We start from the raw sequence: 21,536 nt of genomic DNA, 5'->3' as shown, positions 1-21,536 counted from the left end.
AGCCGATTCAGCTGATCTGTTAAAGGTTTGCCGCAACGCACAAAGAGATTGTCACCGGCCTTCTTTTGCGTTTACAGTCTGAAGTGGAGGAACATCCAAAAATCAGACGGGGGTTCAGGAGGCTGATATGGCGAAGAACGAGGGTCAGATAGTCATCAAGAAATACGCCAATCGCCGCCTATACAATACAGGCACCAGCACCTACGTGACGCTGGAAGATCTGGCGGAGATGGTGAAGAAGGGCGAAGATTTTACCGTCCAGGACGCAAAAAGCGGGGATGACATCACCCATTCGGTGCTGACCCAGATCATCTTCGAGCAGGAATCGAAAACCGGCAACACACTGCTTCCGATCTCCTTCCTGCGCCAGCTGATCACCTATTACGGTGACCAGATGCAGATGGTCGTGCCGAGCTTCCTCGAACATTCGATGCGCGCCTTCAGCGAACAGCAGTCCCAGATGCGCGAACAGGTAAACCGTGCCTTCGGCGAAACGCCGCTCGGCAAGAACCTGCAATTGCCGATGCAGATGGTCGAGGACCAGGTCCGCCGCAATACCGAGCTGTTTCAGCAGGCAATGCAGATGTTTTCGCCATTCATGGCGCCGCCGGCGGCCAAGGAAAGCCGCAAGGCCGAGGCCAAGGATATCGACGAGCTGAAGGAGCAGCTCCGCGCTCTCCAGAATAAACTCGACAACCTATAGACCGATAGAGACATCCCGCCCGGCGCTTCGGATCGAAACGGCAAAACCGCCGATCACATCGATTAGAGCGATCGTCATCAAAATGAAGAACACTTGCGTCGCAGCGTCCTGGACGAGCAGAAACTCGACCAGGAAGGCGATGAAGACCAGCATCGACAATATGTGGTTGAGCAGGTTGCCGGGCCCGGTTCGCGTTGCTTTCAGGATTTCGAAAAACAACACGATGAGGGCGACGACGATGAAGAGATCGCCGAGCGCCATGCTCCAGATCGCGCCCGAGAGCATCGACAGCACGATGATGTCGTGCTGCAAGGTTGCGATGCCGCCGCCGCCCATCAGGCCGAGCATCGCCAGATTGTAAAGAATAAACGGAATAATCATCAGCGGCATTGCGGCTACCATCGGCAATCTCCTTGCGCCGGAAGAATACTGCCGCAAACCGCTGCCCTACTGCAAGTCGTTGCAAATATTATCTTGCCGAAATGCAAAAGGCCGGCATGAAGCCGGCCTTGAACTTGCGATCGGATGATCCAGATCGGAAATTACGCGCTTTCCTTCGGCGTCAGAACCTGGCGGCCGCGATACATGCCGGTCTTCAGATCGATATGGTGTGGGCGGCGCAGTTCGCCGGAGTTCTTGTCTTCGACGTAGGTCGGAGCCTTCAGCGCGTCAGCAGAACGGCGCATGCCACGCTTGGACGGGCTCGTTTTTCTCTTCGGTACAGCCATTTTTCTTACTCCACTTGCGGGCAAGACATTCCCACGGCCAGACTGGCGGCCGAAACGGACATGTCGCGATTTCGGAAATTTTGCGCGCTTATACATGCAAGGGGCGGCCTTGACCAGTCCCCATGCATATTTTTTGCGAAGCCGATGATTCGAGCCTCAGACCTCGTCTTCCGCCACGATCCACGGCTCGGCACGGGCGGCCTCTTCCCATTCCCGCCAGGCCGGATGCGCCTTCATCGTCTCCATATAGGTGAGTGTATCTTCCCGGCTGACGAGATCATAGACGTCGAACCGGTTGACAACAGGCGCAAACATCGCATCCGCGCCGCTGAAGGCGCCAAAGAGAAAGGGGCCGCCGGATTTCTGCAGAAGGTCTCGCCAGATCGTCTCGATACGGCCAACATCGGCGTCGACGCCGTCAGGCAATGCGATCCCGCCTTTTGGCCGGCGAATATTCATGGGGCAGGCATTGCGCAGGGCTCGGAACCCCGAAAGCATTTCCATCGAAACAGAACGGGCGAGCGCCCGTTCGGCACGGTCGCGCGGCCAAAGGCCGGCGTCCGGATAAAGCTCGGCGGTATATTCGATGATCGCCAGCGATTCCCAGATCTTCAAACCACCATGCTGCAGGACCGGAACCCGGCCGCTCGGCGATATCGCCTTGATATTGGGATTGCCGCCCGCGTCGTCGAAGGGGATCAGGACTTCCTCGAAATCGACGCCGGCGCCCGTCAGCGCCATCCACGGCCGGAACGACCAGGAAGAATAATTCTTATTGGCGATGTAGAGCGTCGGTCTGTCCATAAGTCTCTCCCGTTCAGGCATCGAAATCGAAGATCAACAGTTCGTGGAAATGGTTCATGTCCTCGAACACGCAGAACGCCGGCGGCGCGAGCTCGAAAACAGGGGCCTTGCGGCGGATATCCTCGGCCACCTCGTCGAGCATTGCCTGCCATCGCGGCAAGGCTTCATCCTCCAGCCGCTCGATCACATACGCGAAGGTGATGTGGAACTTGTAATCCATATGGTTGGGCTGGCGATAGCCGAGAAGATCGGCAAGCGCGTTGCGCCAGGCGCGCATGACCTTGCGGTCCTTCTCCGTCGCTCCGTCGACGAGCAGGCCCGACGGCCGGGCTTCGACGACGGCGACTTTGAAGGGCTCCGCCATCGAGAAACCTTCGAACCGCGCCGCCATGAGTTCGGTCATATCGTCGATCGGCGTCTCGAGAGGGAGGTCCATAGGCCAGCAGTCTTGCCGGCGCCTGGTCTCGATGACGCCCTCGAAAAGCGTCATGTGAAGGCTTGAGATCGGCGTGAAGAGAAATTGCGGCGCCTCGGGCATCGCCAGATATTTCTCACGCGCCTCGATCAGCGCTGTCAGCGTTCTTGAGCCCTTCTCGGGGTGGCAGACGATGGTGTTGCCGGCTTCAGGCAGGAAGCCGCCGATCTTGCCATAGCGGCTGCCGAGGTGGGAGGGTAGGTTTTGATTGTGCGTCTTTGAGTAAAGCAGAAGCTCGGGAGAAAAGGTCGGGGCGGTCATGGGCGACTCGGGGGCTCTGGTTGGACTGCATTCGCCCATATGGCAGAACCAAGAATGTCAGATGACGCTCGCTGCTACTAACGACAAAGTCTGATCTCACTCATAGATGCACTTGATGTAGTCGCCCGACCCCTGGGCACGCCTCTCGATGACGCCGGCTAGCCGGCGAAGGCCTCGTCCGGGCTTGCCTGCTTTGCGGTCGATCGGGTTCGGCAGCGAAACGGCAAGCAGCGATGCCTGGCGCCGCGTCAGCTTCGAGGCCGATACCTTGAAATGATGCTGGGCGGCGGCCTCGATACCGTAAATGCCGGGACCCCATTCGGCGATATTGAGATAGATTTCCATCAGCCGCCGTTTAGACAAGACGAAATCCGTGGTGACGGCGAGCGGAAGCTCCATCGCCTTGCGCACGAAGGAGCGGCTGTTCCAGAGAAAGAGGTTCTTGGCCGTCTGCATCGGGATCGTGCTGCCGCCGCGTGTCGCCTGACCTTTCAGCGTGTCCTCGACCAGCATGCGCATCTCCGCCCAGTCGACGCCGCCATGGAAACAATATTGTCCGTCTTCGGACATCATCACCGATTGCACCAGGACCGGAGAGATCTCGTCAAGCGACACCCATCGGCGGTCATAGCCGCGCAGCAGCACCAGATCGCGCAGCATCAGCGTCGAGACGGGATGGATGAAGGGCAGCAGGTAGAGGAAGATCAGCGCGTAAGGAAGGATCAGCACGGCCAGCAAGCCAAGACCGATACGTTTCAGCACAGGCCGATCTTCGAACCATCGCCGATGGTCCGGCATGTCGGCGATATCCTCTCTCTCCGTCGCTATATCCAATGTCCCCAGCCCATTTCGCTCCCTTTCGTTCTCATAACGCCTGTGAGCCGCTTATGCCAGAGCACATGCGGAATCTTGCGGCAGTCATCGACAATTCCGTTGCAAGCCCCGATGCCCCATGCCAAACAGCGCCCATGGACGCGAACCGGGACACTTTCGAGACGAGGCTTAGCAACAACGCCCGAGAAATCGAGGCGCTGCTCGATACATTGCTTTCACCGAGCCCTCTTTTCGATGAAATCGTCAGACCCGACACCCTGCGCAGCGCCATGCATTATGCCGTGCTGAATGGCGGCAAGCGATTGCGCCCATTCCTTGTTGCCGAAAGTGCGGCCCTTCTCGGCGGCGATGTGCAGGCGGCCCTTCGGGTCGGCGCCGCACTCGAATGCGTTCACTGCTATTCCCTCGTGCATGACGACTTGCCGGCGATGGACGATGACGACCTGCGCCGCGGCAAACCGACAGTGCACATCAAGTTCGACGAAGCCACCGCAATTCTCGCCGGTGACAGCCTGCTGACCTATGCTTTCGACATCGTTGCCGCGCCGGAAACGGCCCTTTCCGACACGAGCAAAGCGGCGCTGGTGCTGGCCCTCGCCCGGGCAGCTGGTCTTGGCGGCATGGCCGGTGGCCAGGCGCTCGATCTTGCCGCGGAAAAGCAGGCTCCCGACGAAGCCGGCATCATCCGTCTGCAGGCGATGAAAACAGGCGCGCTGATCCGCTTCGCCTGCGAGGCTGGCGCCATTATCGCGGCAAGCCCGCCCGAAGATCGCCGCCGCCTGCGCGCCTTCGGCGAAAAGATCGGCCTCGCCTTCCAGCTGGCCGACGATATTCTCGACCTGACCTCGGATGCTGAGACCATGGGCAAGGCGACGGGCAAGGACGCAGGCCGTGGCAAGGGTACGCTCGTGGCGTTCCACGGCATGGAATGGGCCGAGGCCGAGCTTCATCGGCATGTGCGCGATGCCGAAGATCTGCTTGCTCCCTATGGTGCTCGCGCCTCTATTCTCACCGCCGCAGCGCGTTTCATCGCCGACCGCAAGAGCTGAATCGAAGGTCAGGCCACCAGTATTTCCTTGAGAGCGGAAATCAGGCGGGCGCATTCCTCATCCGTGCCGATGCTGATGCGCAGGAACTCCGAAATGCGCGGCTCGTCGAAGCGCCGGACGAGCACGCCACGCTCCCGCAGCTCGGCCAGAAGTGCGGCGCCCGATCGGCTCTCGTGCCTCGCGAAGATGAAATTCGCCTGAGACGGCAGCACTTGGAAACTCAACGCTTCCAACTGCCGGACAAGGTTTTCCCGGCTGGCGATGATTTTCCGCCGGCATGTCTCGAACCACGCCTCGTCTTTGATCGCCGCCGTCGCGCCGACCTGTGCCAGGCGATCGAGCGGATAGGAATTGAAGCTGTCCTTGACCCGCACCAGCGCCTCGATCAGATCCCGGTGCCCCAGGGCGAAACCGACGCGCAGACCTGCGAATGAACGAGATTTCGACAAGGTTTGGATGACCAGCAGGTTGGGATAGCGAGAAATGAGCGGCACGGCGCTTTGCCCGCCGAAATCGACATAGGCCTCGTCGATCACGACGACCACATCGGAATGGGCGGCAAGAAGCGCCTCGATCCCGGCCAGCGGCAGGCCGATACCCGTCGGTGCATTCGGATTGGGGACGATGATCGCGCCGCACGGTCTGTCGTAATCCGACAGCCGGATCCGGAACTGATGGTCGAGAGGTATCTCGATCGTCTCGATGCCATATAGCAGGCTATAGGTGGGATAGAAGCTGTAGGTCACATCGGGATAGAGAAGCGGCAGATCGTGGTTCAGCAGCGCCTGGAACGTATGGGCGAGAACCTCATCGGAGCCGTTGCCGACGAACACTTGTTCGGCCGTCAGCCCGAAACGGGCGGCGATTGCCTCGCGCAACTCGGTGGCGGCGGGATCGGGATAGAGCCGCAGACGATCGTCCGTGGCTTGCCTGATCGCCTCGATCGCCTTTGGGGACGGCCCGTAGGGATTCTCATTGGTGTTGAGCTTGACCAGGCCGGGAATGCGCGGCTGCTCGCCCGCGATATAGGGCCGAAGCTTGCTGACGATATCAGACCAATACCGGCTCATTCGAACGCGCGGGCCTTCATTCCGCCGCCGTCCGCTGGCCGAAGCGCTTCTCGATATAATCGATGACAAGCGCCTCGAAATCGGCGGCGATGTTGGGGCCGCGCAGCGTCAGCGCTTTCTTGCCGTCGACGAAAACGGGAGCGGCCGGCGTCTCACCGGTGCCGGGAAGCGAAATGCCGATATCGGCATGTTTGCTTTCGCCCGGCCCGTTGACGATGCAGCCCATGACGGCGACGTTCAGCGCCTCGACGCCTGGATATTTCTCACGCCAGACCGGCATGTTCTTGCGAATGTCGTTCTGAATGTTCTGCGCCAGTTCCTGGAACACCGTCGAGGTCGTGCGTCCGCAGCCGGGACAGGCGGCCACGACCGGCACGAACTGCCGGAAGCCCATAACCTGCAGGATTTCCTGCGCCACCTGGACTTCGCGCGTGCGGTCGCCGTTCGGCTCGGGCGTCAGTGAGACGCGGATCGTATCGCCGATGCCGTGCTGCAGCACGAAGCCCATGGCAGCCGACGAAGCGACGATGCCCTTGCTGCCCATGCCGGCTTCGGTGAGGCCGAGATGCAGCGCATGGGTCGAACGTTCGGCGAGCATGGAATTGACGGCGATCAGGTCCTGCACCTGGCTGACCTTGGCCGACACGATGATGCGGTTGCGCGGCAAGCCGATTTCCTCGGCAAGGGCGGCCGAAAGCAGCGCCGACTGCACGATCGCCTCCCGCGTCACCTGCCTGGCTGACAGCGGCGAGCCGGCCTCGGCATTCTGATCCATCAGCGCCGTCAAGAGATCCTGATCGAGCGAGCCCCAGTTGACGCCGATGCGCACCGGCTTGTCGTAGCGGATCGCCATCTCGATGATCTCGGCGAACTGCTTGTCCTTCTTGTCCTTGAAGCCGACATTGCCGGGATTGATGCGGTATTTCGCCAGCGCCTCGGCACAGGCAGGATGATCGGCAAGCAGCTTGTGGCCGATATAGTGGAAGTCGCCGATCAGCGGCACGTCCATGCCGAGCCGCAGCAGCCGCTCGCGGATCTTCGGCACGGCGGCGGCACTCTCGTCGCGGTCGACGGTGATGCGCACCAATTCCGAGCCGGCCCGGTGCAGGGCCGCGACCTGCGCGACGGTCGAATCGATATCGGCCGTGTCGGTATTCGTCATCGATTGCACGACGATCGGCGCGCCGCCGCCAACGATGACGCCGCCGACATCGACGGCGACGGAAGCGCGGCGCGGTTTCGGATCAAAATCGGCGGCTGACAACATGCAGAGTTCTTGCACCCCTAAAAACAGTGCCTTTCAGGTGGATCAAGCCCGGCTGCTTGTCAACCGCCTCCCATATCACTTTTGTTCCGAGGCGGCTCAGTGGCCGCCTCCGGAGACCCCATCGGCATAATGGGCCAGCTTGGAAAATATGAGAACGAACAGCAGCAGCACCGGCAGCGCCATGAAGACGACGGCAAAGCCGATGTGTTCGGCAACGAAGCCGATCACCGACGGTGCGACCAGCATGCCGGAATAGCCCATCGTCGTGACGACCGAGATGCCGATGCCGGGTTTGAGGCCGGGAATATTGCCTGCGGCCGAGAAAGCGATCGGCACCATGTTTGATATGCCGATGCCGCAAAGGGCAAAGCCCAGAATGGCGATCTCGGCGTCCGGTGCAAGGCTCGCCAGCAACATGCCGACGATGGCAAAGAGCGTGCAGATGCGTAGCGTTTTGACGCCCCCGAGGCGATCGCGCACCAGATCGCCGGCAAAGCGCATGGTCGCCATCGTCGCCGAAAAGGCCGCAAACCCGAGACCTGAAAGCGCCACCGACGCACCCATGTCCTGCCGCAGATAGAGCGCGCCCCAATCCAGAACCGCGCCTTCCGGCACCATCGAGAACAGCGCCATCAAGCCGAGCAGCCACGGCAGCGGCACCATCGGCAGCCTCGTCTTCTCCTTTTTGGCATCGGGATGGGGCGGATCCGCAAGGATCATCGGCCATGCCAGAGCGAGGAAGATCGCCGCCAGTACGGTCGCGAGCTGCGCATGGCCGAGAACGCCGAGTTTAGCAATCACGATGCCGCCGAGGCCCGAGCCGATCAAGCCGCCGAGGCTCCAGAAAGCATGACAGGACGACATGATGGCGCGGCGCATGGATTTTTCGACGGACACGGCATTGGCGTTCATCGCCACATCCATGGCGCCGATGAAGCCGCCGAACAGGAAGAGCGAGATTGCCGCGGTAATCACATTCGGCGCGAGCGTCAGAGCCAGGAGCAGCGGCAGCACGCAGACGGCGGTTGCCCGAACAACGACGCGCGAGCCATGCCTGGCGATCTGCGCGCCGGCGATCGGCATCATGACCAGCGAGCCGACGCCGAAGACGATGATCATCAGCCCGAGCTCGAACTTGCTCAGCCCGAGACGCTCGGCAAAATCCGGGATCTTCGGCGCCCAGCAGCCGACGACAAAGCCGTTCATGAGAAAGAGCAGGGAAACCGCCGCCCTGCTTCTGGTAATGAAGCCGCTGCGGACCCCCGACGGCGCATTCACATGACTGTCCATTTTCGGTCTTTCCTCGCTATCGGGCTTGAGAGCACCCGTTTTCTAAACTCCGCGACGGCGGCTCAGTTCGTTTTTTCGGCGATAACGGTCCGGCAGCCGCGCTCGCGATAACCCGCAAGAATGGCGGGATCGGCATCGTGCTCGACGACCAGGCACTCGCAATGCGCAACCGGAAGGATGCTGTGGGGTGCAGCCGTACCGAATTTCTCCGAGGTCACCGCCGCCATAATCCTTTTGCTTCTCGATGCCGCAAACCGCTTGAACTCAGCATCCTCGAAACCGAAGGTCGTGATGCCGGCCTCGAGATCGATGCCGCAGGCGCCAAGAATGCAGAGATCGGGCGAAATCTGTTCCATATCCCGCAAGGCCTTGGCGCCGAGCGCGCCGCCCGTCTGCCGGTCCACCATGCCGCCGATCAGGATGACATTGACGGCTGGCTTGTCGATGAGCGCTGCGGCGATCACCGGCGCATTCGTCGCAGCCGTCAGTTCGAGTTCGGCAGGCAGGGCATTGGCAATCGCCAGATTGGTGCTTCCGGCATCGAAAAACACGCAGGAACCGGCAGCGATCTGCTTTGCCGCAGCCCGCGCCAAGGCCTGCTTGCGGTCGGCAGCAAATCCCACGCGCTGCGTCAGGCTTCCATGCGCCGGCGACACCGGCAAGGCGCCGCCATAGACCCGCTCGCAGAGGCCTGCCGCCGCCATCTCGCGCAAGTCGCGCCGCACCGTATCCTCGGAGACGCCGAATTCGAGCGCAAGTTCCGCCGCCAGCACCCGGCCGTTCAGCCGCAGCCTTTCGGAAATCACACCTTGGCGCTCTCGCAACAGAAAATCCTGCATGTTTTTACCGGATCGAAAGTTGAATGATATGAAACGTGCATAAACGTTTATGACTGTGCATGCAACATGCACGGTCACACGTTTTCCGACCGGTTGAAATAAACGGTAAACGAGGGCTGGTTCGTGCAATTCGAGGCCCAGGCAACCGCTTGGGAAAAATATTTGCACTTGCTGCTTTTATTCGCAGTTTTCTTCGCTTCCGGCGCCCTAGTTTTCTGCGAACTATGGCGCATCCGCTAACAACCTCCCAAGGATGGATAAAACAATGAACTGGTTGAAAACCGTCGCCGCCGCTGCCCTTATTCAGGCTGCTGCCCTCCTGCCCGCTCATGCCGGCGAAAACCTTGCCGCCATCAAATCGGCCGGCGTCTTCAAGATCGGCACCGAGGGCACCTATGCGCCCTTCACCTATCATGACGAAAGCGGCAAGCTCGTCGGCTTCGATGTCGAGATCGGCGAAGCCATCGCCGCCAAGCTCGGCGTCAAGGCAGAATTCGTCGAAGGCAAGTGGGACGGCCTGATCGCCGGCCTCGACGCCAAGCGCTACGACACCGTCATCAACCAGGTCGGTATCACCGAAGCCCGCAAGCAGAAATACGACTTCTCCGAACCCTATATCGCTTCCAAGGCCGTGCTGATCGTTCGCGAGGGCGACGACAGCATCAAGACCTTTGCCGACCTGAAAGGCAAGAAATCAGCCCAGTCGCTAACCAGCAACTTCGGCAAGATCGCAACGGAATCCGGCGCCGAGCTCGTCGGCACCGATGGTTTCGACCAGTCGATCCAGCTTGTGCTGACCAAGCGCGCCGACGCGACGATCAACGACAGCCTGTCCTTCCTCGATTTCAAGAAGCACAAGCCGGATGCGCCGGTAAAGATCGCCGCCGAGCAGGAGAACGCCGATTATTCCGGCATCATCATCCGTAAGAACGAGCCTGAGCTTCTCGCGGAAATCAACAAGGCGCTTGCCGACATCAAGGCGGACGGCACTTACAAGAAGATCGCCGACAAATATTTCGGCCAGGACGTTTCCAAGTAAGCTCCATTTGAAAAGAAGTCCCCTCCCCACCCCCCCCCCACAAGGGGGAGGGGCTTTAGCGAGGCGCCGCCTCATCTCAAAATAAACGTCTCGACTTGCAGTTCGGTCGCTATTTCGTGAGGGGCGAGAGCTAGATTAAGTCCCTCCCCCTTGTGGGGAGGGGTTGGGGAGGGGTATTCCGAAACACCACGACCCACCGACTGGAAAGAACACCCCTTGGCGCACTGGCTCCAACTGATGGCGGAATCGCTTCCCTCGCTCCTCTGGGCGGGATTGATCTTCACCATTCCGCTGACGCTGCTCTCCTTCACCTTCGGTCTGATCCTCGGCCTGATCACGGCGATCGCCCGTCTTTTCGGTCCGGCGCCCGTCGCGGCGATTGCCCGGTTTTATGTCTGGGTTATTCGCGGCACGCCACTGCTCGTCCAGCTCTTCGTGATCTTTTACGGCCTGCCGAGCATCGGCATTCTGCTCGACGCCTTTCCTGCCGCGCTGATCGGCTTCACCCTGAATATCGGCGCCTACAGCTCAGAGATCATCCGCGCGGTCATCTCCTCCGTGCCGAAGGGCCAGTGGGAAGCGGCCTATTCGATCGGCATGAGCTGGCGTCAGGCGATGAGCCGGACGATCCTGCCGCAGGCAGGCCGCGTCGCCGTGCCGCCTCTGTCGAACACCTTTATCTCGCTGGTCAAGGATACCTCGCTTGCCGCCGCCATCACCGTGCCGGAGCTCTTCCAGGCGGCACAACGCATCGTCGCCACCACCTACGAGCCGCTGATCCTTTATATCGAGGCGGCGCTGATCTATCTGGTCCTCAGCTCCGTCCTCTCGCAGCTGCAGGTGCGGCTGGAACGTCGTTTCGCGCGTTATGGCGGCATGCTGGAGGCAAACGCATGATCGAGCTTTCCAACCTCGAGAAGCGCTTCGGCGACGCCGTCATATTGAAGGATATCAGCATTCGCATTCCCGAGGGCAGCGTCACCGCGCTCGTCGGGCCGTCCGGTGGTGGCAAGAGCACGTTACTGCGCTGCATCAACCTGCTCGAGATCCCGACATCGGGCGCGATCCGCCTCGGCGAGGAAGAGCTTTCCTTCGCGCCCGACAAACGCTTGGGCTGGCAGGCGATCCAGAAAATCCGCCGTCAGACCGGCATGGTCTTCCAGAATTTCCAGCTCTTTCCGCATCAGACCGCGATCGAAAACGTTATGGAAGGTCTGGTCACGGTGCTGAAGTGGCCGAAAGAGAAAGCGCGCGAACACGCCATGGAACTGTTGACCAAGGTCGGCATGGCGCACAAGACCGATGCCTGGCCTTCGACCTTATCGGGTGGTCAGCAGCAACGCGTGGCAATCGCCCGAGCACTCGCGCCGTCGCCGCGGGTGCTTCTCTGCGACGAGCCGACCTCGGCGCTCGATCCGGAACTTTCGGCGGAAGTGGTCGATGTGCTGGGTCAGCTTGCCCGCGAAGGCACGACGATGGTCATGGCCACCCATGATCTCCGGCTCGCCTCGAAAATCGCCAATGACGTGGTCTTCCTGGAGGCTGGAAGCGTGGTGGAAACGGGCAGCGCGAAAGCCATTTTCAGCGCGCCCAAGCGCGAACGCACCAAGCGCTTCATCTCAACGATCAACGCCGCCCATACTTACGATATCTGAAACGTCTCACGTGGATCGTGATTCACGTGAGACGCTTTGCTTCTCGGCGAACTGCCCTCAGGCTGAGGTGACGACAGAACGCGCTGCCTTCAACGCGTTGCCCCACCAGCTGAGCTGATCGAGCTGGTTCTTGGCCGCCTCGTTGAGGTGCGGGTAATCGCCAAGGCTCTTGCCTTCCTTGAGCACGCTCAGATATTCGCTGAAAGCGATGTGCACGCCCGTTTTCACCGAGGCGGCGCCCATTTCCACGAAGATCAGCCTCAGATGCTCGACGGCGCGCGCACCGCCGACGCCGCCGTAACCGACGAAGGCGACCGGCTTCTGGATGAACTCGCCGAGATCGATAGCGTTCTTCAGAACCGCCGTTGGCGCATGATTGTACTCGGCGACGGTGAATATGTAGCCGTCAAATTCGCGCAGCTTCTTCTTCCAGCGCTCGGCGGTGTCGCTTTCCGCCGTGGTGGCGCGCTCTTCGCCAAAGAAATGCATGGGATAGTCGAGAAGATCGAGAACCTCGACTTCCAGATCGGAGCGTTGGCCGACGAGCCCGGCAATCCATTTTGCCGGATGTTCGGCAAAACGGCCAATACGAGTGCTGCCGATAATGACGGCGATCTTCAATTTGCTCATGAAATCGTTTCCTGATTGATCTTGGGAGGGGGCAGGCAGGCAAGTCTACGAAAAAGCCTCCCCGCCGGGCAAGGCGAGGAGGCCATTCGCTTTTCGAAAAAGCCGGCCTTTTAACAGCCTGGCTCTACACAATCGGGTGATCAGCCCGACCTGGCAAGGACGGGCGGACGAAACCTTTCGTGCCGTTCGCTCATCCGCCGTAAACCACCAGTAGGTCCTTCGCATCGATCTGGTCGCCGGCCTTGACCAGCACTTCGGCAATGGTGCCGTCCTTTTCCGCATGGATCGCGGTTTCCATCTTCATCGCCTCGATGGAGACGAGCACGTCACCGGCACTGACGGCTTGGCCCGGCGAGGCGAAGACGCGGCTGATGACGCCGGGCATCGGCGCGCCGACATGGACGGCGTTGCCGATCTCGGCCTTGCGGCGCACGGCCGCCCCGGTCGCCCCATGGGCCCGGTCGGGCACCTTGATGCGGCGCGGCTGGCCGTTGAGCTCAAAGAAGACGGTGACCATGCCCTGGCTGTCGGTGGCGCTCATCGCCTGGTTGACGATGACGAGCGTCTTGCCCTTCTCGATATCGGCAAACAGCTCCTCGCCGTCAGCCAGCCCGTAGAAATAGGCGGGCGTCGGCAGCACCGAGACGGGGCCATAGGTATCGGAGGCGAGCGCAAAGTCGGTGAAGACCTTCGGATACATCAGATAAGAAGCGAATTCGAAGTCGCTGACCTCGCGCTCCAGCTTTCTCTCAATGACCTTGCGCTCGGCATCGAGATCGGCTTCCTTGAGCAGTGAGCCGGGACGCACCGTATAGGGTTTTTCGCCCTTCAGCGCCTTCTTCTGCAGCGCTGCCGGCCATCCCGACGGCGGCTGGCCGAGATCGCCCTTCAGCATCGAGACCACCGATTCCGGGAAGGAGACTTCGCGCTCGGGGCTGACGACGTCGGCGACCGTCAGGTCCTGGCTGACCATCATCAGCGCCATGTCGCCAACGACCTTGGAGGAGGGCGTCACCTTGACGATATCGCCGAACATCTGGTTGGCGTCGGCATAGGCCTGCGCCACCTGGTGCCAGCGGGTTTCCAACCCCAGCGAGCGGGCCTGTTCCTTGAGGTTGGTGAACTGACCGCCCGGCATTTCATGCAGATAGACCTCCGATGCCGGCCCTTTGAGATCGCTTTCGAAGGCGGCATACTGGTTGCGCACCGCTTCCCAATAGAAGGAGATGCGGCGGATCCATTCCGGATCGAGGCCGGGATCGCGCTCGGAGCCGGAGAGCGCCTCGACGATCGAGCCGAGACAGGGCTGCGAGGTATTGCCGGACAGCGCATCCATTGCCGCGTCGACGGCATCGACACCGGCTTCGACGGCGGCAAGAACCGTTGCCGCCGCAATGCCCGAGGTGTCATGCGTGTGGAAATGGATCGGCAGGCCGGTCGCTTCACGCAGCGCCTTGAACAGAACCTTGGCAGCAGCCGGCTTCAGAAGGCCCGCCATATCCTTGACCGCAATGATATGGGCGCCGGCCTTCTCAAGCTCGACGGCAAGGTTGGTGTAATATTTCAGGTCGTATTTCGGGCGGGCGGAATTGAGGATGTCGCCGGTATAGCAGATCGCCGCCTCGCAGAGCTTGTTCTCCTCGGCAATGGCATCCATCGACACGCGCATGTTCTCGACCCAGTTCAGGCAGTCGAAGACGCGGAAGAGATCGATGCCGCCCTTGGCCGCCTGGCGGACGAAGTATTTGACGACATTGTCGGGATAGTTGGTGTAGCCCACACCATTGGCGCCGCGCAGCAGCATCTGCAGGAGCAGGTTCGGCGCCCCCTCGCGGATCAGCGCCAGCCGCTCCCACGGATCTTCGGTGAGGAAGCGCATCGAGACGTCGAAGGTGGCGCCGCCCCAGCATTCGAGCGACAAGAGGTTCGGCAGCGCATGCGCATAGGTGCCGGCGATCCTGGCGATGTCATAGGTGCGCATGCGGGTGGCGAGCAGCGACTGGTGACCGTCGCGCATCGTCGTGTCGGTCAGAAGCACCCGCTTCTCGTTGCGCATCCATTCGCCGAATTTCTGCGGGCCGAGCGTGTCGAGCAGTTGCTTGGTGCCGTCCTTCACCCCATTGCCATTGGCATAGGGCACCACCGGCCTGGCAGCATTTTCCAGCGGCTTCGGCCTGTCCTTGGCCTCGGGATGGCCGTTGACGGTGACGTCGGCGAGATAGGTCAGCAGCTTCGTTGCCCGGTCCTGGCGCTTGACCTGCTGGAAGAGCTCCGGCGTCGTGTCGATAAAGCGGGTGGTGTAGCTGTTGTCGCGGAATTTTGGGTGGCCGATGATCGCTTCGAGGAAGGTCAGGTTGGTGGCGACCCCGCGGATACGGAATTCGCGCAGCGCCCGGTCCATGCGGGAAATGGCTTCCAGCGGGTTCGGCGCCCAGGCCGTGACCTTGACGAGCAGCGGATCGTAATAGCGGGTGATGATGGCGCCGGAATAGGAGGTGCCGCCGTCAAGGCGGATACCGAAGCCGGAGGCCGAACGATAGGCGGTGATGCGGCCGTAATCCGGAATGAAGTTGTGCTCCGGATCTTCCGTCGTCACGCGGCACTGCAGGGCGTGACCGTTGAGGCGGATGTTTTCCTGCTTCGGCACACCCGATTCCGGCGTGCCGATGGCAAAGCCGTCAAGAATATGGATCTGCGCCTTGACGATATCGATGCCGGTGACGACCTCAGTCACCGTGTGCTCGACCTGGATGCGCGGATTGACTTCGATGAAGTAGAATTTGCCGGTATCGGCATCCATGAGATATTCGACGGTGCCGGCGCCGATATAATTGGTCGCCTGCGCGATCTTCAGCGAATAGGCGGCAAGCTCCTGGCGCTGCGCTTCGGTGAGATAGGGTGCGGGCGCCCGCTCGACGACCTTCTGATTGCGGCGCTGAACGGAACAGTCGCGCTCAAAGAGATGCACGACATTGCCGTGGGTGTCGCCGAGGATCTGGCTTTCGACGTGGCGGGCGCGCTCGACGAGCTTTTCGAGATAGACCTCATCCTTGCCGAAGGCGGCCATCGCCTCGCGCTTGGCTTCGGTCACTTCCTTGGCGAGATCGGCCTCGGAACGGATGACGCGCATGCCGCGACCGCCGCCGCCCCAGGAGGCCTTCAGCATGACAGGATAGCCGATTTCGGCCGCCATCCTGGCGACTTCCTTCATATCGTCCGGCAGCGGTTCGGTCGCCGGCACGACCGGGACGCCGACCGAGATCGCCAAGTTGCGCGCAGCGACCTTGTTGCCGAGCTGGCGCATCGTATCGGCTTTCGGACCGATGAAGATGATGCCGGCCTTGTTGCAGGCATCGACGAATTCCGGGCTCTCCGACAGGAGTCCGTAGCCCGGATGGATGGCGTCGGCACCGGAAAGCTTGGCGACACGGATCACCTCGTCGATCGACAGATAACTTTCGATCGGCCCGAGATCGCGGGCAAGATGCGGACCGCGGCCGACCTGATAGCTTTCGTCCGCCTTGAAGCGGTGCAGCGCCAGCTTGTCCTCCTCCGCCCAGATCGCCACCGTTTTTATTCCAAGCTCGTTGGCCGCGCGGAACACGCGAATGGCTATTTCGGAGCGGTTGGCAACGAGTATCTTGGATATGGGCAAAACGGTCTCCTCCGTCGTTCAGACACGGGCATGCTGCACCCGCGAAGAAAATTCTTAACTTCTTGTCACGGGAAGTTCAATTTCTCTTGCGACTGCGAAATGCACTTTCTCGCCATGCCAGTGGCTGTCGGCCGACATGATGCGGCGATTTCAGCGAGATGGATAGAAAAAGCCTAGCTTATCAGACCGTGGCGGAAGGCGAGCGCCACCGCCTGCTGCCTGTTCTTTGCCTTCAGCTTGGCCTGCAGACCGTTCATGTACCAGTCGACGGTATGGTTTGAGATCTTCAGCATTTTGCTGATCTCCATCGACGTCATGCCTTCGGCAAGATAGTGGAGGATTTCCATCTCGCGCCGCGTCAGCGGCGTCTCAGTCGGCAGCATCGTTTCCAGCGCCTCAGCCTCGCCTTTCAGGTCAAGCAATCGCCAGAAGGTCTTGCGCGCCACGGCCTCGAGCAGCGCGATTTCCACCGGCGACAAGTCGATCGGCTTGCCGCCGAGGCTGAGACTGCCGAGAATGCCGTTGCGCCCATGAATCGGAAAGAGATAGCCGTCCTCCAATCCGTGGCCGAAGGCATCAACCATCATCTGCTCCATGCGGCGCTGATGCGCGTCACCGTCGAAGGCTGCCATGCTCTCCCGCCAGCGGAAAGGCCGTTGCGCATGCGCGAGATAACGCACCATCGGATCGATCCGGACATATTTTTTTGCGGCATATATCTGTAGCCATTGTTCCGGCCAGCGGCCGGCAAGCGGCGCAGCGCGCAGTTCGATCTTCTGTTGCGCCGGGTTTTGCTGCAAATGTCGCAGCAGACCGTAATACTGGAAACCGGAACCGTGGAGGACCTGCTCGAGTTCGGTGACGACGGCGTCCGGATTTGGGCACTCTTCCAGAATGACAAGCAATTGAATTAAAGAATTAATATTCACAAATAGCGCCCTTTGCCCGCACCTGATGCCCGCATCGAGGCCGTTGGCGGCTGTTCAGATTGGTCGCGTAACGGTCTTCTTCAAAAAATGCAGTCTCTAATTTAATGCTGCGCTAAACATTGATTAAAATGCAAGCGCAAATTGTCGCCAGATATAATCATGGCGGAATTCGGGCGCCAGACCCTGCGCCGAAAAATCTAAGGAGCCCGAGAGCGCCCCTCTGTTCTATCCTATTGAGGCGGCTTCAAATTCGTCGCAGCTCTGATCGTGCAATCAAGTTAACCACTTGGCGGGCTGAATTCCGAATACTCCGTTAATCGCCGGTTCAGGTAGCCTTTTGTAGCATCCCATCATTCCCGTTTTCGCAGATGCACAAGAGGTTAGACGTGTCGCTATTCAAGGTCTATGCAAGAGCTCTGCGCTATCTTGGCGCTTACAAGCTCCGCGTATCCCTGGTCGTTATCGCCAACATTGTTCTGGCGACCATCACCATTGCGGAACCGATCCTGTTCGGTCGCATCATCGATGCGATATCGGGCAAGGGCGAAGTCAAACCCATCCTCTTCATGTGGGCTGGTTTCGCCGTGTTCAATACTGTCGCCTTCGTTCTGGTATCCCGCGAGGCCGACCGGCTTGCTCATGGCCGGCGGGCAACGCTGCTGACGGAAGCCTTCGGCCGCATCATTTCCATGCCGCTTGCCTGGCACCATCAGCGCGGCACCTCCAACGCGCTGCATACGCTGCTGCGTGCCTGTGAAACGCTGTTCGGCCTCTGGCTTGAGTTCATGCGCAACCACCTGTCGACGGCCATTGCGCTGTCCCTGCTGGTGCCGACAGCAATGTCGATGGACTTGCGCCTCTCCGCCGTGCTGATCGTGCTTGGCATCGCCTATTGGCTGATCGGCCGCGTGGTCATGAGCCGTACCAAGGATGGCCAGGCTTCGGTCGAAAACCACTACCATACCGTCTTCTCGCATGTCAGCGATTCGATCAGCAACGTCTCCGTTCTGCATAGCTACAACCGTATCGAAGCGGAAACCAAGGCGTTGAAATCCTTCGCCAACCGGCTGCTCGAAGCGCAGTATCCGGTGCTCGACTGGTGGGCGCTCGCCAGCGCGCTGAACCGCATGGCCTCGACCATCGCGATGATGGTGGTTCTGATCATCGGCACGATGCTTGTCCAGTCCGGCGAGCTGCGCATCGGTGACGTCATTGCCTTCATCGGCTTTGCCAACCTGCTGATCGCCCGTCTCGACCTGATGCGCCAATTCGCGACGCAGATCTTCGAGGCCCGCTCCAAGCTCGAGGACTTCTACACGCTCGAAGACTCGGTGCGCGACCGTGAAGAGCCGGCCGGCAACAGCGAGATCAAGAACGTCAAGGGTGCGGTCGAATTCCGCGACGTCTCCTTCGGCTTCGGCAACAGCTCGCAGGGCCTGCACAATGTCTCCTTCTCGGTGAAGGCAGGCCAGACGGTCGCCATCGTCGGCCCGACCGGCGCCGGCAAGACGACGCTGGTCAACCTGCTGCAGCGCGTTTACGACCCGCAGGGCGGCCAGATCCTCGTTGACGGCACCGATATCACCAAAGTGACCCGGAAGTCACTGCGTCGCCATATCGCTACCGTCTTCCAGGATGCGGGCCTGCTGAATCGTTCGATCAGCGACAATATCCGCCTCGGCCGCGAAGGTGCGAGCGAGGAGGACATGCGCCGTGCGGCCGAAGCCGCCGCCGCCGCCGACTTCATCGAGACCCGTGAGGATCGTTACGATACTCATGTCGGCGAACGCGGCAACAAGCTGTCCGGTGGTGAACGTCAGCGCATCGCGATTGCCCGCGCCATCCTCAAAGACGCGCCGATCCTGGTGCTCGATGAGGCAACTTCGGCGCTCGACGTCGAGACCGAAGCCCGCGTCAAGGCAGCGATCGACAATCTGCGGCAGAACCGCACCACCTTCATTATCGCCCACCGCCTCTCGACGGTCCGCGAAGCCGATATGGTGCTCTTCCTTGATGATGGACGCGTCGTCGAGCAGGGTGGCTTCGATGAGCTCAGCCACAGCAACGGCCGCTTCGCCGCGCTGCTGCGCGCCAGCGGCATCCTGACGGACGAAGAAGTCCGCAAGGCCCACACCACCGAAGCCGCCTGAGCGCTTCGGGTTACAGGATAAAACCGGAAGGGCAGGCGCTCTTCCGGCCTTTTGTTTTTCCGGGGGAACTTTCTGGGATAGCAGAAAGCCGCGTGGCCCTCCTTTGTCCCGGCGGCCACCTCTCTGCCAGGCGAGATCGAGACGGAAGTCTCAGCGGTGCAGAGGAGGTCGTCACAAGGCACGACATGTCTGGTGACCGGACTGATCGATCACGTCGCCGATTCCCTCTTGAGCCTTTTCGGGCTAGCTTGTTAGCATTCTGTTGGCTGAAACGGGCCGGTTGATCGACCGGCCGGCTGGCCTTAGAGCTTGGCTACGATGCGCGCCGGCCGGTCGACCATCCGAGTCCGTTCGAGCCAACCCAATGCTTCAATCCAACCCGGAAAGGCTCTAAGCTGTTGTCGCTAGCCGATACTCAGGAGAGCGGTATGAAAGTCCTGCGCATCGTCGCCAATATCCAGGCGCCCGACATCATGGCCGCCAAACGTTTCTATCAGGATCTTCTCGGGCTTGATCTGATGATGGATCTCGGCTGGATCGTCACGTTCGGCGCGAATACTTCCATGAAGGTTCAGCTCAGTGTCGCCAGCCAAGGCGGCTCCGGGACTCCGGTGCCCGATCTCTCCATCGAGGTGGATGATCTCGATGCTGCTTTCGAGGCGATGTCTGCTGCCGGCGTTCCGATCGAATACGGGCCGGCCGACGAGCCCTGGGGCGTCAGGCGCTTCTACGTGCGCGATCCTTTCGACCGGCTGGTGAATATTCTCGTTCATAAAAGTTGAGCCGGCTGCATTACAGCGCAGCGCGTCTTTTCAGACGCGCGAAAGGCGCTGCAATGGCGTAGTGCTTTCGACGCCGATTTCGGGCGCCCCCGCTAAGCCCGCCGCTCTTCAATCAGATCGGGGGATTCCTATTTCCGATTGGTCCGGCGATAGGTATTCGCCGCTCCGCCGACTCGCACAGTCACAGGGACGGCGGCAATCTCCGTCACGAGCTTGTGCTTGATCTTGCCCAGCTGGCGCTTGTGCTCGAGATAGTAGGCATAGGCGAATTGCGTCGCGATGCCCACGATCACGAAGAACGGGCCAACCAGCGGATCCTTGTTGGTGATATAAAGCACGACCTGGCCGATCATGGCGAGAATCGTGCCGGCGACGAAGATGTTGAGCGAATGACGGCCGAGGATCGTCAGCGGGTGTTCGGCGGGGCGCCGCAGGATGCGCGAGAACGCCGGGATGCTGATGATGAGATAAGTCAGCGCCAGCACATGCAGCAGCCGCGGCAGCGACAGGAAAGTCTTGTCGAAACCAGTGATGACGGTGGGCAGGCCGAGCGCCGCCAGCGAATTGCCGAAAATCCACAGATGGCCGGTGACCCAGACGAAGGATAGCAGGACATAGAAGGCGGCAGCCGCGAGCAACAACGGATGCCGCGGGATCGTGCCGCCGCGCTTGATATGCAGGATCGAAACAATTCCAATCGAAAACAGGAACTGCCAGGAGAGCGGATTGAGGAACCAGTAGCCCTCTATCAGCAAATTGTGCGGCGCCACCTCGTAAATGCCGGCCAGCAGCCAGACCGTGCCGGAAACGGCGAGCGCCAGAAGAGGGCTTCGCTCGTTGAGGAGCAGGATGATCGGCACCATCAGCAACAATGCGCCATACATCGGCAGGATATTGTTGTAGCCGATCTGGTGACCGAGCAGCAGCAGCGCCGGAATGCCTTCCTTCAGGTTCATCAGAACCGCCAGGATATTGATCTCGACCAGCAGCCCCGGCCGGTGGAACAGCCACGCACCACAGATGAAGAGCGCCAGCGTCATGAAGGTGGTGATCATATGCGCAAGGTAGAGCGTGAAGGCGCGCCGCGCTGCCTTGATCGCCGTCTTGATGCGGCCGCCCGGCTTGAAGCGGGAACCGTAGGCGAGGCCGACGGCGATGCCGGAGATCAGGACGAAAGCCTCGGCGGCATCGGAAAAACCGAAATTCTTCGTCGTCACATATTCGAAGATTTGTCCGGGAACATGATTGATGAAAATCATGATCAGGGCCAGGCCACGCAGCACGTCAAGCCTCGTATCGCGCCCCGTCGCAGCAGCGGATGAGGAACTGCGCTCGGCGCCGATGGCCTCGGTCAGCGTGCTTGCCATATGGTTTCT

At 60.6% G+C, this 21,536-nt stretch carries 20 protein-coding genes; 7 read left to right on the top strand and 13 right to left on the bottom strand.

The genetic code is table 11. The annotated features are described in order from the left end of the window. The first annotated feature begins 127 nt into the window (after positions 1-127). Positions 128-703, top strand: a complete 576-nt coding sequence (phaR, locus tag B5E41_RS03460) for a polyhydroxyalkanoate synthesis repressor PhaR (protein WP_085860697.1) — start codon at positions 128-130, stop codon at positions 701-703. Here the strand turns inward: phaR and B5E41_RS03455 are convergent. From B5E41_RS03455 to mtgA, 5 genes are all read right to left on the bottom strand, one after another. Beyond that, positions 698-1,105, bottom strand: coding sequence for a hypothetical protein (locus tag B5E41_RS03455; RefSeq protein ID WP_064805625.1), 408 nt, complete (start codon positions 1,103-1,105; stop codon positions 698-700). The genes phaR and B5E41_RS03455 overlap by 6 nt on opposite strands. 140 nt (positions 1,106-1,245) lie before the next feature. Beyond that, complete coding sequence (gene rpmF / locus B5E41_RS03450) at positions 1,246-1,431, bottom strand: 50S ribosomal protein L32 (protein ID WP_003543812.1); 186 nt, start codon at positions 1,429-1,431, stop codon at positions 1,246-1,248. A gap of 156 nt (positions 1,432-1,587) precedes the next feature. Continuing rightward, positions 1,588-2,235, bottom strand: coding sequence for a glutathione S-transferase family protein (locus B5E41_RS03445; RefSeq protein ID WP_088391071.1), 648 nt, complete (start codon positions 2,233-2,235; stop codon positions 1,588-1,590). Positions 2,236-2,248: 13 nt separating this feature from the next. Next, positions 2,249-2,971: a DUF1868 domain-containing protein gene (locus tag B5E41_RS03440; protein WP_088391069.1), complete on the bottom strand. Its 723-nt coding sequence runs from the start codon at positions 2,969-2,971 to the stop codon at positions 2,249-2,251. 96 nt (positions 2,972-3,067) lie between these two features. Then, positions 3,068-3,805: a monofunctional biosynthetic peptidoglycan transglycosylase gene (gene mtgA, locus B5E41_RS03435; RefSeq protein WP_176439333.1), complete on the bottom strand. Its 738-nt coding sequence runs from the start codon at positions 3,803-3,805 to the stop codon at positions 3,068-3,070. A gap of 134 nt (positions 3,806-3,939) precedes the next feature. Between mtgA and B5E41_RS03430 the strand changes: the two genes are divergently transcribed. Beyond that, entirely contained in the window at positions 3,940-4,854 is a 915-nt protein-coding gene (locus tag B5E41_RS03430; protein WP_088391067.1) for a polyprenyl synthetase family protein, read from the top strand. An 8-nt stretch (positions 4,855-4,862) separates the two neighbouring features. Here B5E41_RS03430 and hisC read toward each other — a convergent pair whose 3' ends face one another. The 4 genes from hisC to B5E41_RS03410 all read right to left on the bottom strand — a co-directional run bounded on the left by hisC (position 4,863) and on the right by B5E41_RS03410 (position 9,320). Further along, positions 4,863-5,924, bottom strand: a complete 1,062-nt coding sequence (gene hisC, locus B5E41_RS03425; RefSeq protein WP_088391065.1) for a histidinol-phosphate transaminase — start codon at positions 5,922-5,924, stop codon at positions 4,863-4,865. A 16-nt stretch (positions 5,925-5,940) separates the two neighbouring features. Next, on the bottom strand, positions 5,941-7,191 hold the full coding sequence (gene ispG, locus B5E41_RS03420; protein WP_088391063.1) for a flavodoxin-dependent (E)-4-hydroxy-3-methylbut-2-enyl-diphosphate synthase: 1,251 nt from the start codon (positions 7,189-7,191) through the stop codon (positions 5,941-5,943). A gap of 96 nt (positions 7,192-7,287) precedes the next feature. Beyond that, the gene (locus B5E41_RS03415) at positions 7,288-8,481 is read right to left on the bottom strand and encodes an MFS transporter (protein WP_088391061.1); all 1,194 of its coding nucleotides are present in this window, start codon (positions 8,479-8,481) and stop codon (positions 7,288-7,290) included. A gap of 62 nt (positions 8,482-8,543) precedes the next feature. After that, positions 8,544-9,320 carry a DeoR/GlpR family DNA-binding transcription regulator gene (locus tag B5E41_RS03410; RefSeq protein WP_064805613.1) on the bottom strand — a complete coding sequence of 259 codons (777 nt, stop codon included), beginning with the start codon at positions 9,318-9,320 and terminating at the stop codon, positions 8,544-8,546. A 265-nt stretch (positions 9,321-9,585) separates the two neighbouring features. Between B5E41_RS03410 and B5E41_RS03405 the strand changes: the two genes are divergently transcribed. The 3 genes from B5E41_RS03405 to B5E41_RS03395 all read left to right on the top strand — a co-directional run bounded on the left by B5E41_RS03405 (position 9,586) and on the right by B5E41_RS03395 (position 12,014). After that, the gene (locus B5E41_RS03405) at positions 9,586-10,359 is read left to right on the top strand and encodes an amino acid ABC transporter substrate-binding protein (protein WP_085860690.1); all 774 of its coding nucleotides are present in this window, start codon (positions 9,586-9,588) and stop codon (positions 10,357-10,359) included. A 216-nt stretch (positions 10,360-10,575) separates the two neighbouring features. Then, positions 10,576-11,256, top strand: coding sequence for an amino acid ABC transporter permease (locus tag B5E41_RS03400; RefSeq protein ID WP_064805609.1), 681 nt, complete (start codon positions 10,576-10,578; stop codon positions 11,254-11,256). Then, entirely contained in the window at positions 11,253-12,014 is a 762-nt protein-coding gene (locus B5E41_RS03395; protein ID WP_088391059.1) for an amino acid ABC transporter ATP-binding protein, read from the top strand. Before B5E41_RS03400 ends, B5E41_RS03395 begins: the two co-directional genes overlap by 4 nt. A 57-nt stretch (positions 12,015-12,071) precedes the next feature. Here B5E41_RS03395 and B5E41_RS03390 read toward each other — a convergent pair whose 3' ends face one another. From B5E41_RS03390 to B5E41_RS03380, 3 genes are all read right to left on the bottom strand, one after another. Continuing rightward, the gene (locus B5E41_RS03390; RefSeq protein WP_088391058.1) at positions 12,072-12,644 is read right to left on the bottom strand and encodes an NADPH-dependent FMN reductase; all 573 of its coding nucleotides are present in this window, start codon (positions 12,642-12,644) and stop codon (positions 12,072-12,074) included. A gap of 190 nt (positions 12,645-12,834) precedes the next feature. Then, complete coding sequence (gene pyc / locus B5E41_RS03385; protein WP_088391056.1) at positions 12,835-16,299, bottom strand: pyruvate carboxylase; 3,465 nt, start codon at positions 16,297-16,299, stop codon at positions 12,835-12,837. Positions 16,300-16,472: 173 nt separating this feature from the next. Next, positions 16,473-17,228, bottom strand: a complete 756-nt coding sequence (locus tag B5E41_RS03380) for a helix-turn-helix transcriptional regulator (protein WP_064805601.1) — start codon at positions 17,226-17,228, stop codon at positions 16,473-16,475. 386 nt (positions 17,229-17,614) lie between these two features. Between B5E41_RS03380 and B5E41_RS03375 the strand changes: the two genes are divergently transcribed. Further along, positions 17,615-19,378 carry a glucan ABC transporter ATP-binding protein/ permease gene (locus tag B5E41_RS03375; protein ID WP_088391054.1) on the top strand — a complete coding sequence of 588 codons (1,764 nt, stop codon included), beginning with the start codon at positions 17,615-17,617 and terminating at the stop codon, positions 19,376-19,378. Positions 19,379-19,806: 428 nt separating this feature from the next. Beyond that, entirely contained in the window at positions 19,807-20,160 is a 354-nt protein-coding gene (locus B5E41_RS03370; RefSeq protein ID WP_088391052.1) for a VOC family protein, read from the top strand. Between the two features lie 128 nt (positions 20,161-20,288). On the opposite strand, the gene B5E41_RS03365 is transcribed toward B5E41_RS03370, so the two are convergent. After that, a complete protein-coding gene (locus B5E41_RS03365; RefSeq protein WP_088391050.1) occupies positions 20,289-21,527 on the bottom strand; it encodes an OpgC family protein in 1,239 nt (412 codons plus the stop codon). Positions 21,528-21,536 lie beyond the last annotated feature (9 nt).

It is taken from the genome of Rhizobium esperanzae (assembly GCF_002204185.1).
In the GTDB taxonomy this organism is placed as follows: Bacteria; Pseudomonadota; Alphaproteobacteria; order Rhizobiales; family Rhizobiaceae; genus Rhizobium; species Rhizobium esperanzae.
Note: the sequence above shows the minus strand (reverse complement) of the source record. Positions and strands in the feature narration are given on the sequence as shown.

Excerpts from the sequence above, each read along its gene's own strand:
- phaR (WP_085860697.1), top strand. The coding sequence starts at position 128 with ATGGCGAAGAACGAGGGTCAGATAGTCATCAAGAAATACGCCAATCGC.
- B5E41_RS03455 (WP_064805625.1), bottom strand. The coding sequence starts at position 1,105 with ATGGTAGCCGCAATGCCGCTGATGATTATTCCGTTTATTCTTTACAAT.
- rpmF (WP_003543812.1), bottom strand. The coding sequence starts at position 1,431 with ATGGCTGTACCGAAGAGAAAAACGAGCCCGTCCAAGCGTGGCATGCGC.
- B5E41_RS03445 (WP_088391071.1), bottom strand. The coding sequence starts at position 2,235 with ATGGACAGACCGACGCTCTACATCGCCAATAAGAATTATTCTTCCTGG.
- B5E41_RS03440 (WP_088391069.1), bottom strand. The coding sequence starts at position 2,971 with ATGACCGCCCCGACCTTTTCTCCCGAGCTTCTGCTTTACTCAAAGACG.
- B5E41_RS03430 (WP_088391067.1), top strand. The coding sequence starts at position 3,940 with ATGGACGCGAACCGGGACACTTTCGAGACGAGGCTTAGCAACAACGCC.
- hisC (WP_088391065.1), bottom strand. The coding sequence starts at position 5,924 with ATGAGCCGGTATTGGTCTGATATCGTCAGCAAGCTTCGGCCCTATATC.
- ispG (WP_088391063.1), bottom strand. The coding sequence starts at position 7,191 with ATGTTGTCAGCCGCCGATTTTGATCCGAAACCGCGCCGCGCTTCCGTC.
- B5E41_RS03415 (WP_088391061.1), bottom strand. The coding sequence starts at position 8,481 with ATGGACAGTCATGTGAATGCGCCGTCGGGGGTCCGCAGCGGCTTCATT.
- B5E41_RS03410 (WP_064805613.1), bottom strand. The coding sequence starts at position 9,320 with ATGCAGGATTTTCTGTTGCGAGAGCGCCAAGGTGTGATTTCCGAAAGG.
- B5E41_RS03405 (WP_085860690.1), top strand. The coding sequence starts at position 9,586 with ATGAACTGGTTGAAAACCGTCGCCGCCGCTGCCCTTATTCAGGCTGCT.
- B5E41_RS03395 (WP_088391059.1), top strand. The coding sequence starts at position 11,253 with ATGATCGAGCTTTCCAACCTCGAGAAGCGCTTCGGCGACGCCGTCATA.
- B5E41_RS03390 (WP_088391058.1), bottom strand. The coding sequence starts at position 12,644 with ATGAGCAAATTGAAGATCGCCGTCATTATCGGCAGCACTCGTATTGGC.
- B5E41_RS03370 (WP_088391052.1), top strand. The coding sequence starts at position 19,807 with ATGAAAGTCCTGCGCATCGTCGCCAATATCCAGGCGCCCGACATCATG.
- B5E41_RS03365 (WP_088391050.1), bottom strand. The coding sequence starts at position 21,527 with ATGGCAAGCACGCTGACCGAGGCCATCGGCGCCGAGCGCAGTTCCTCA.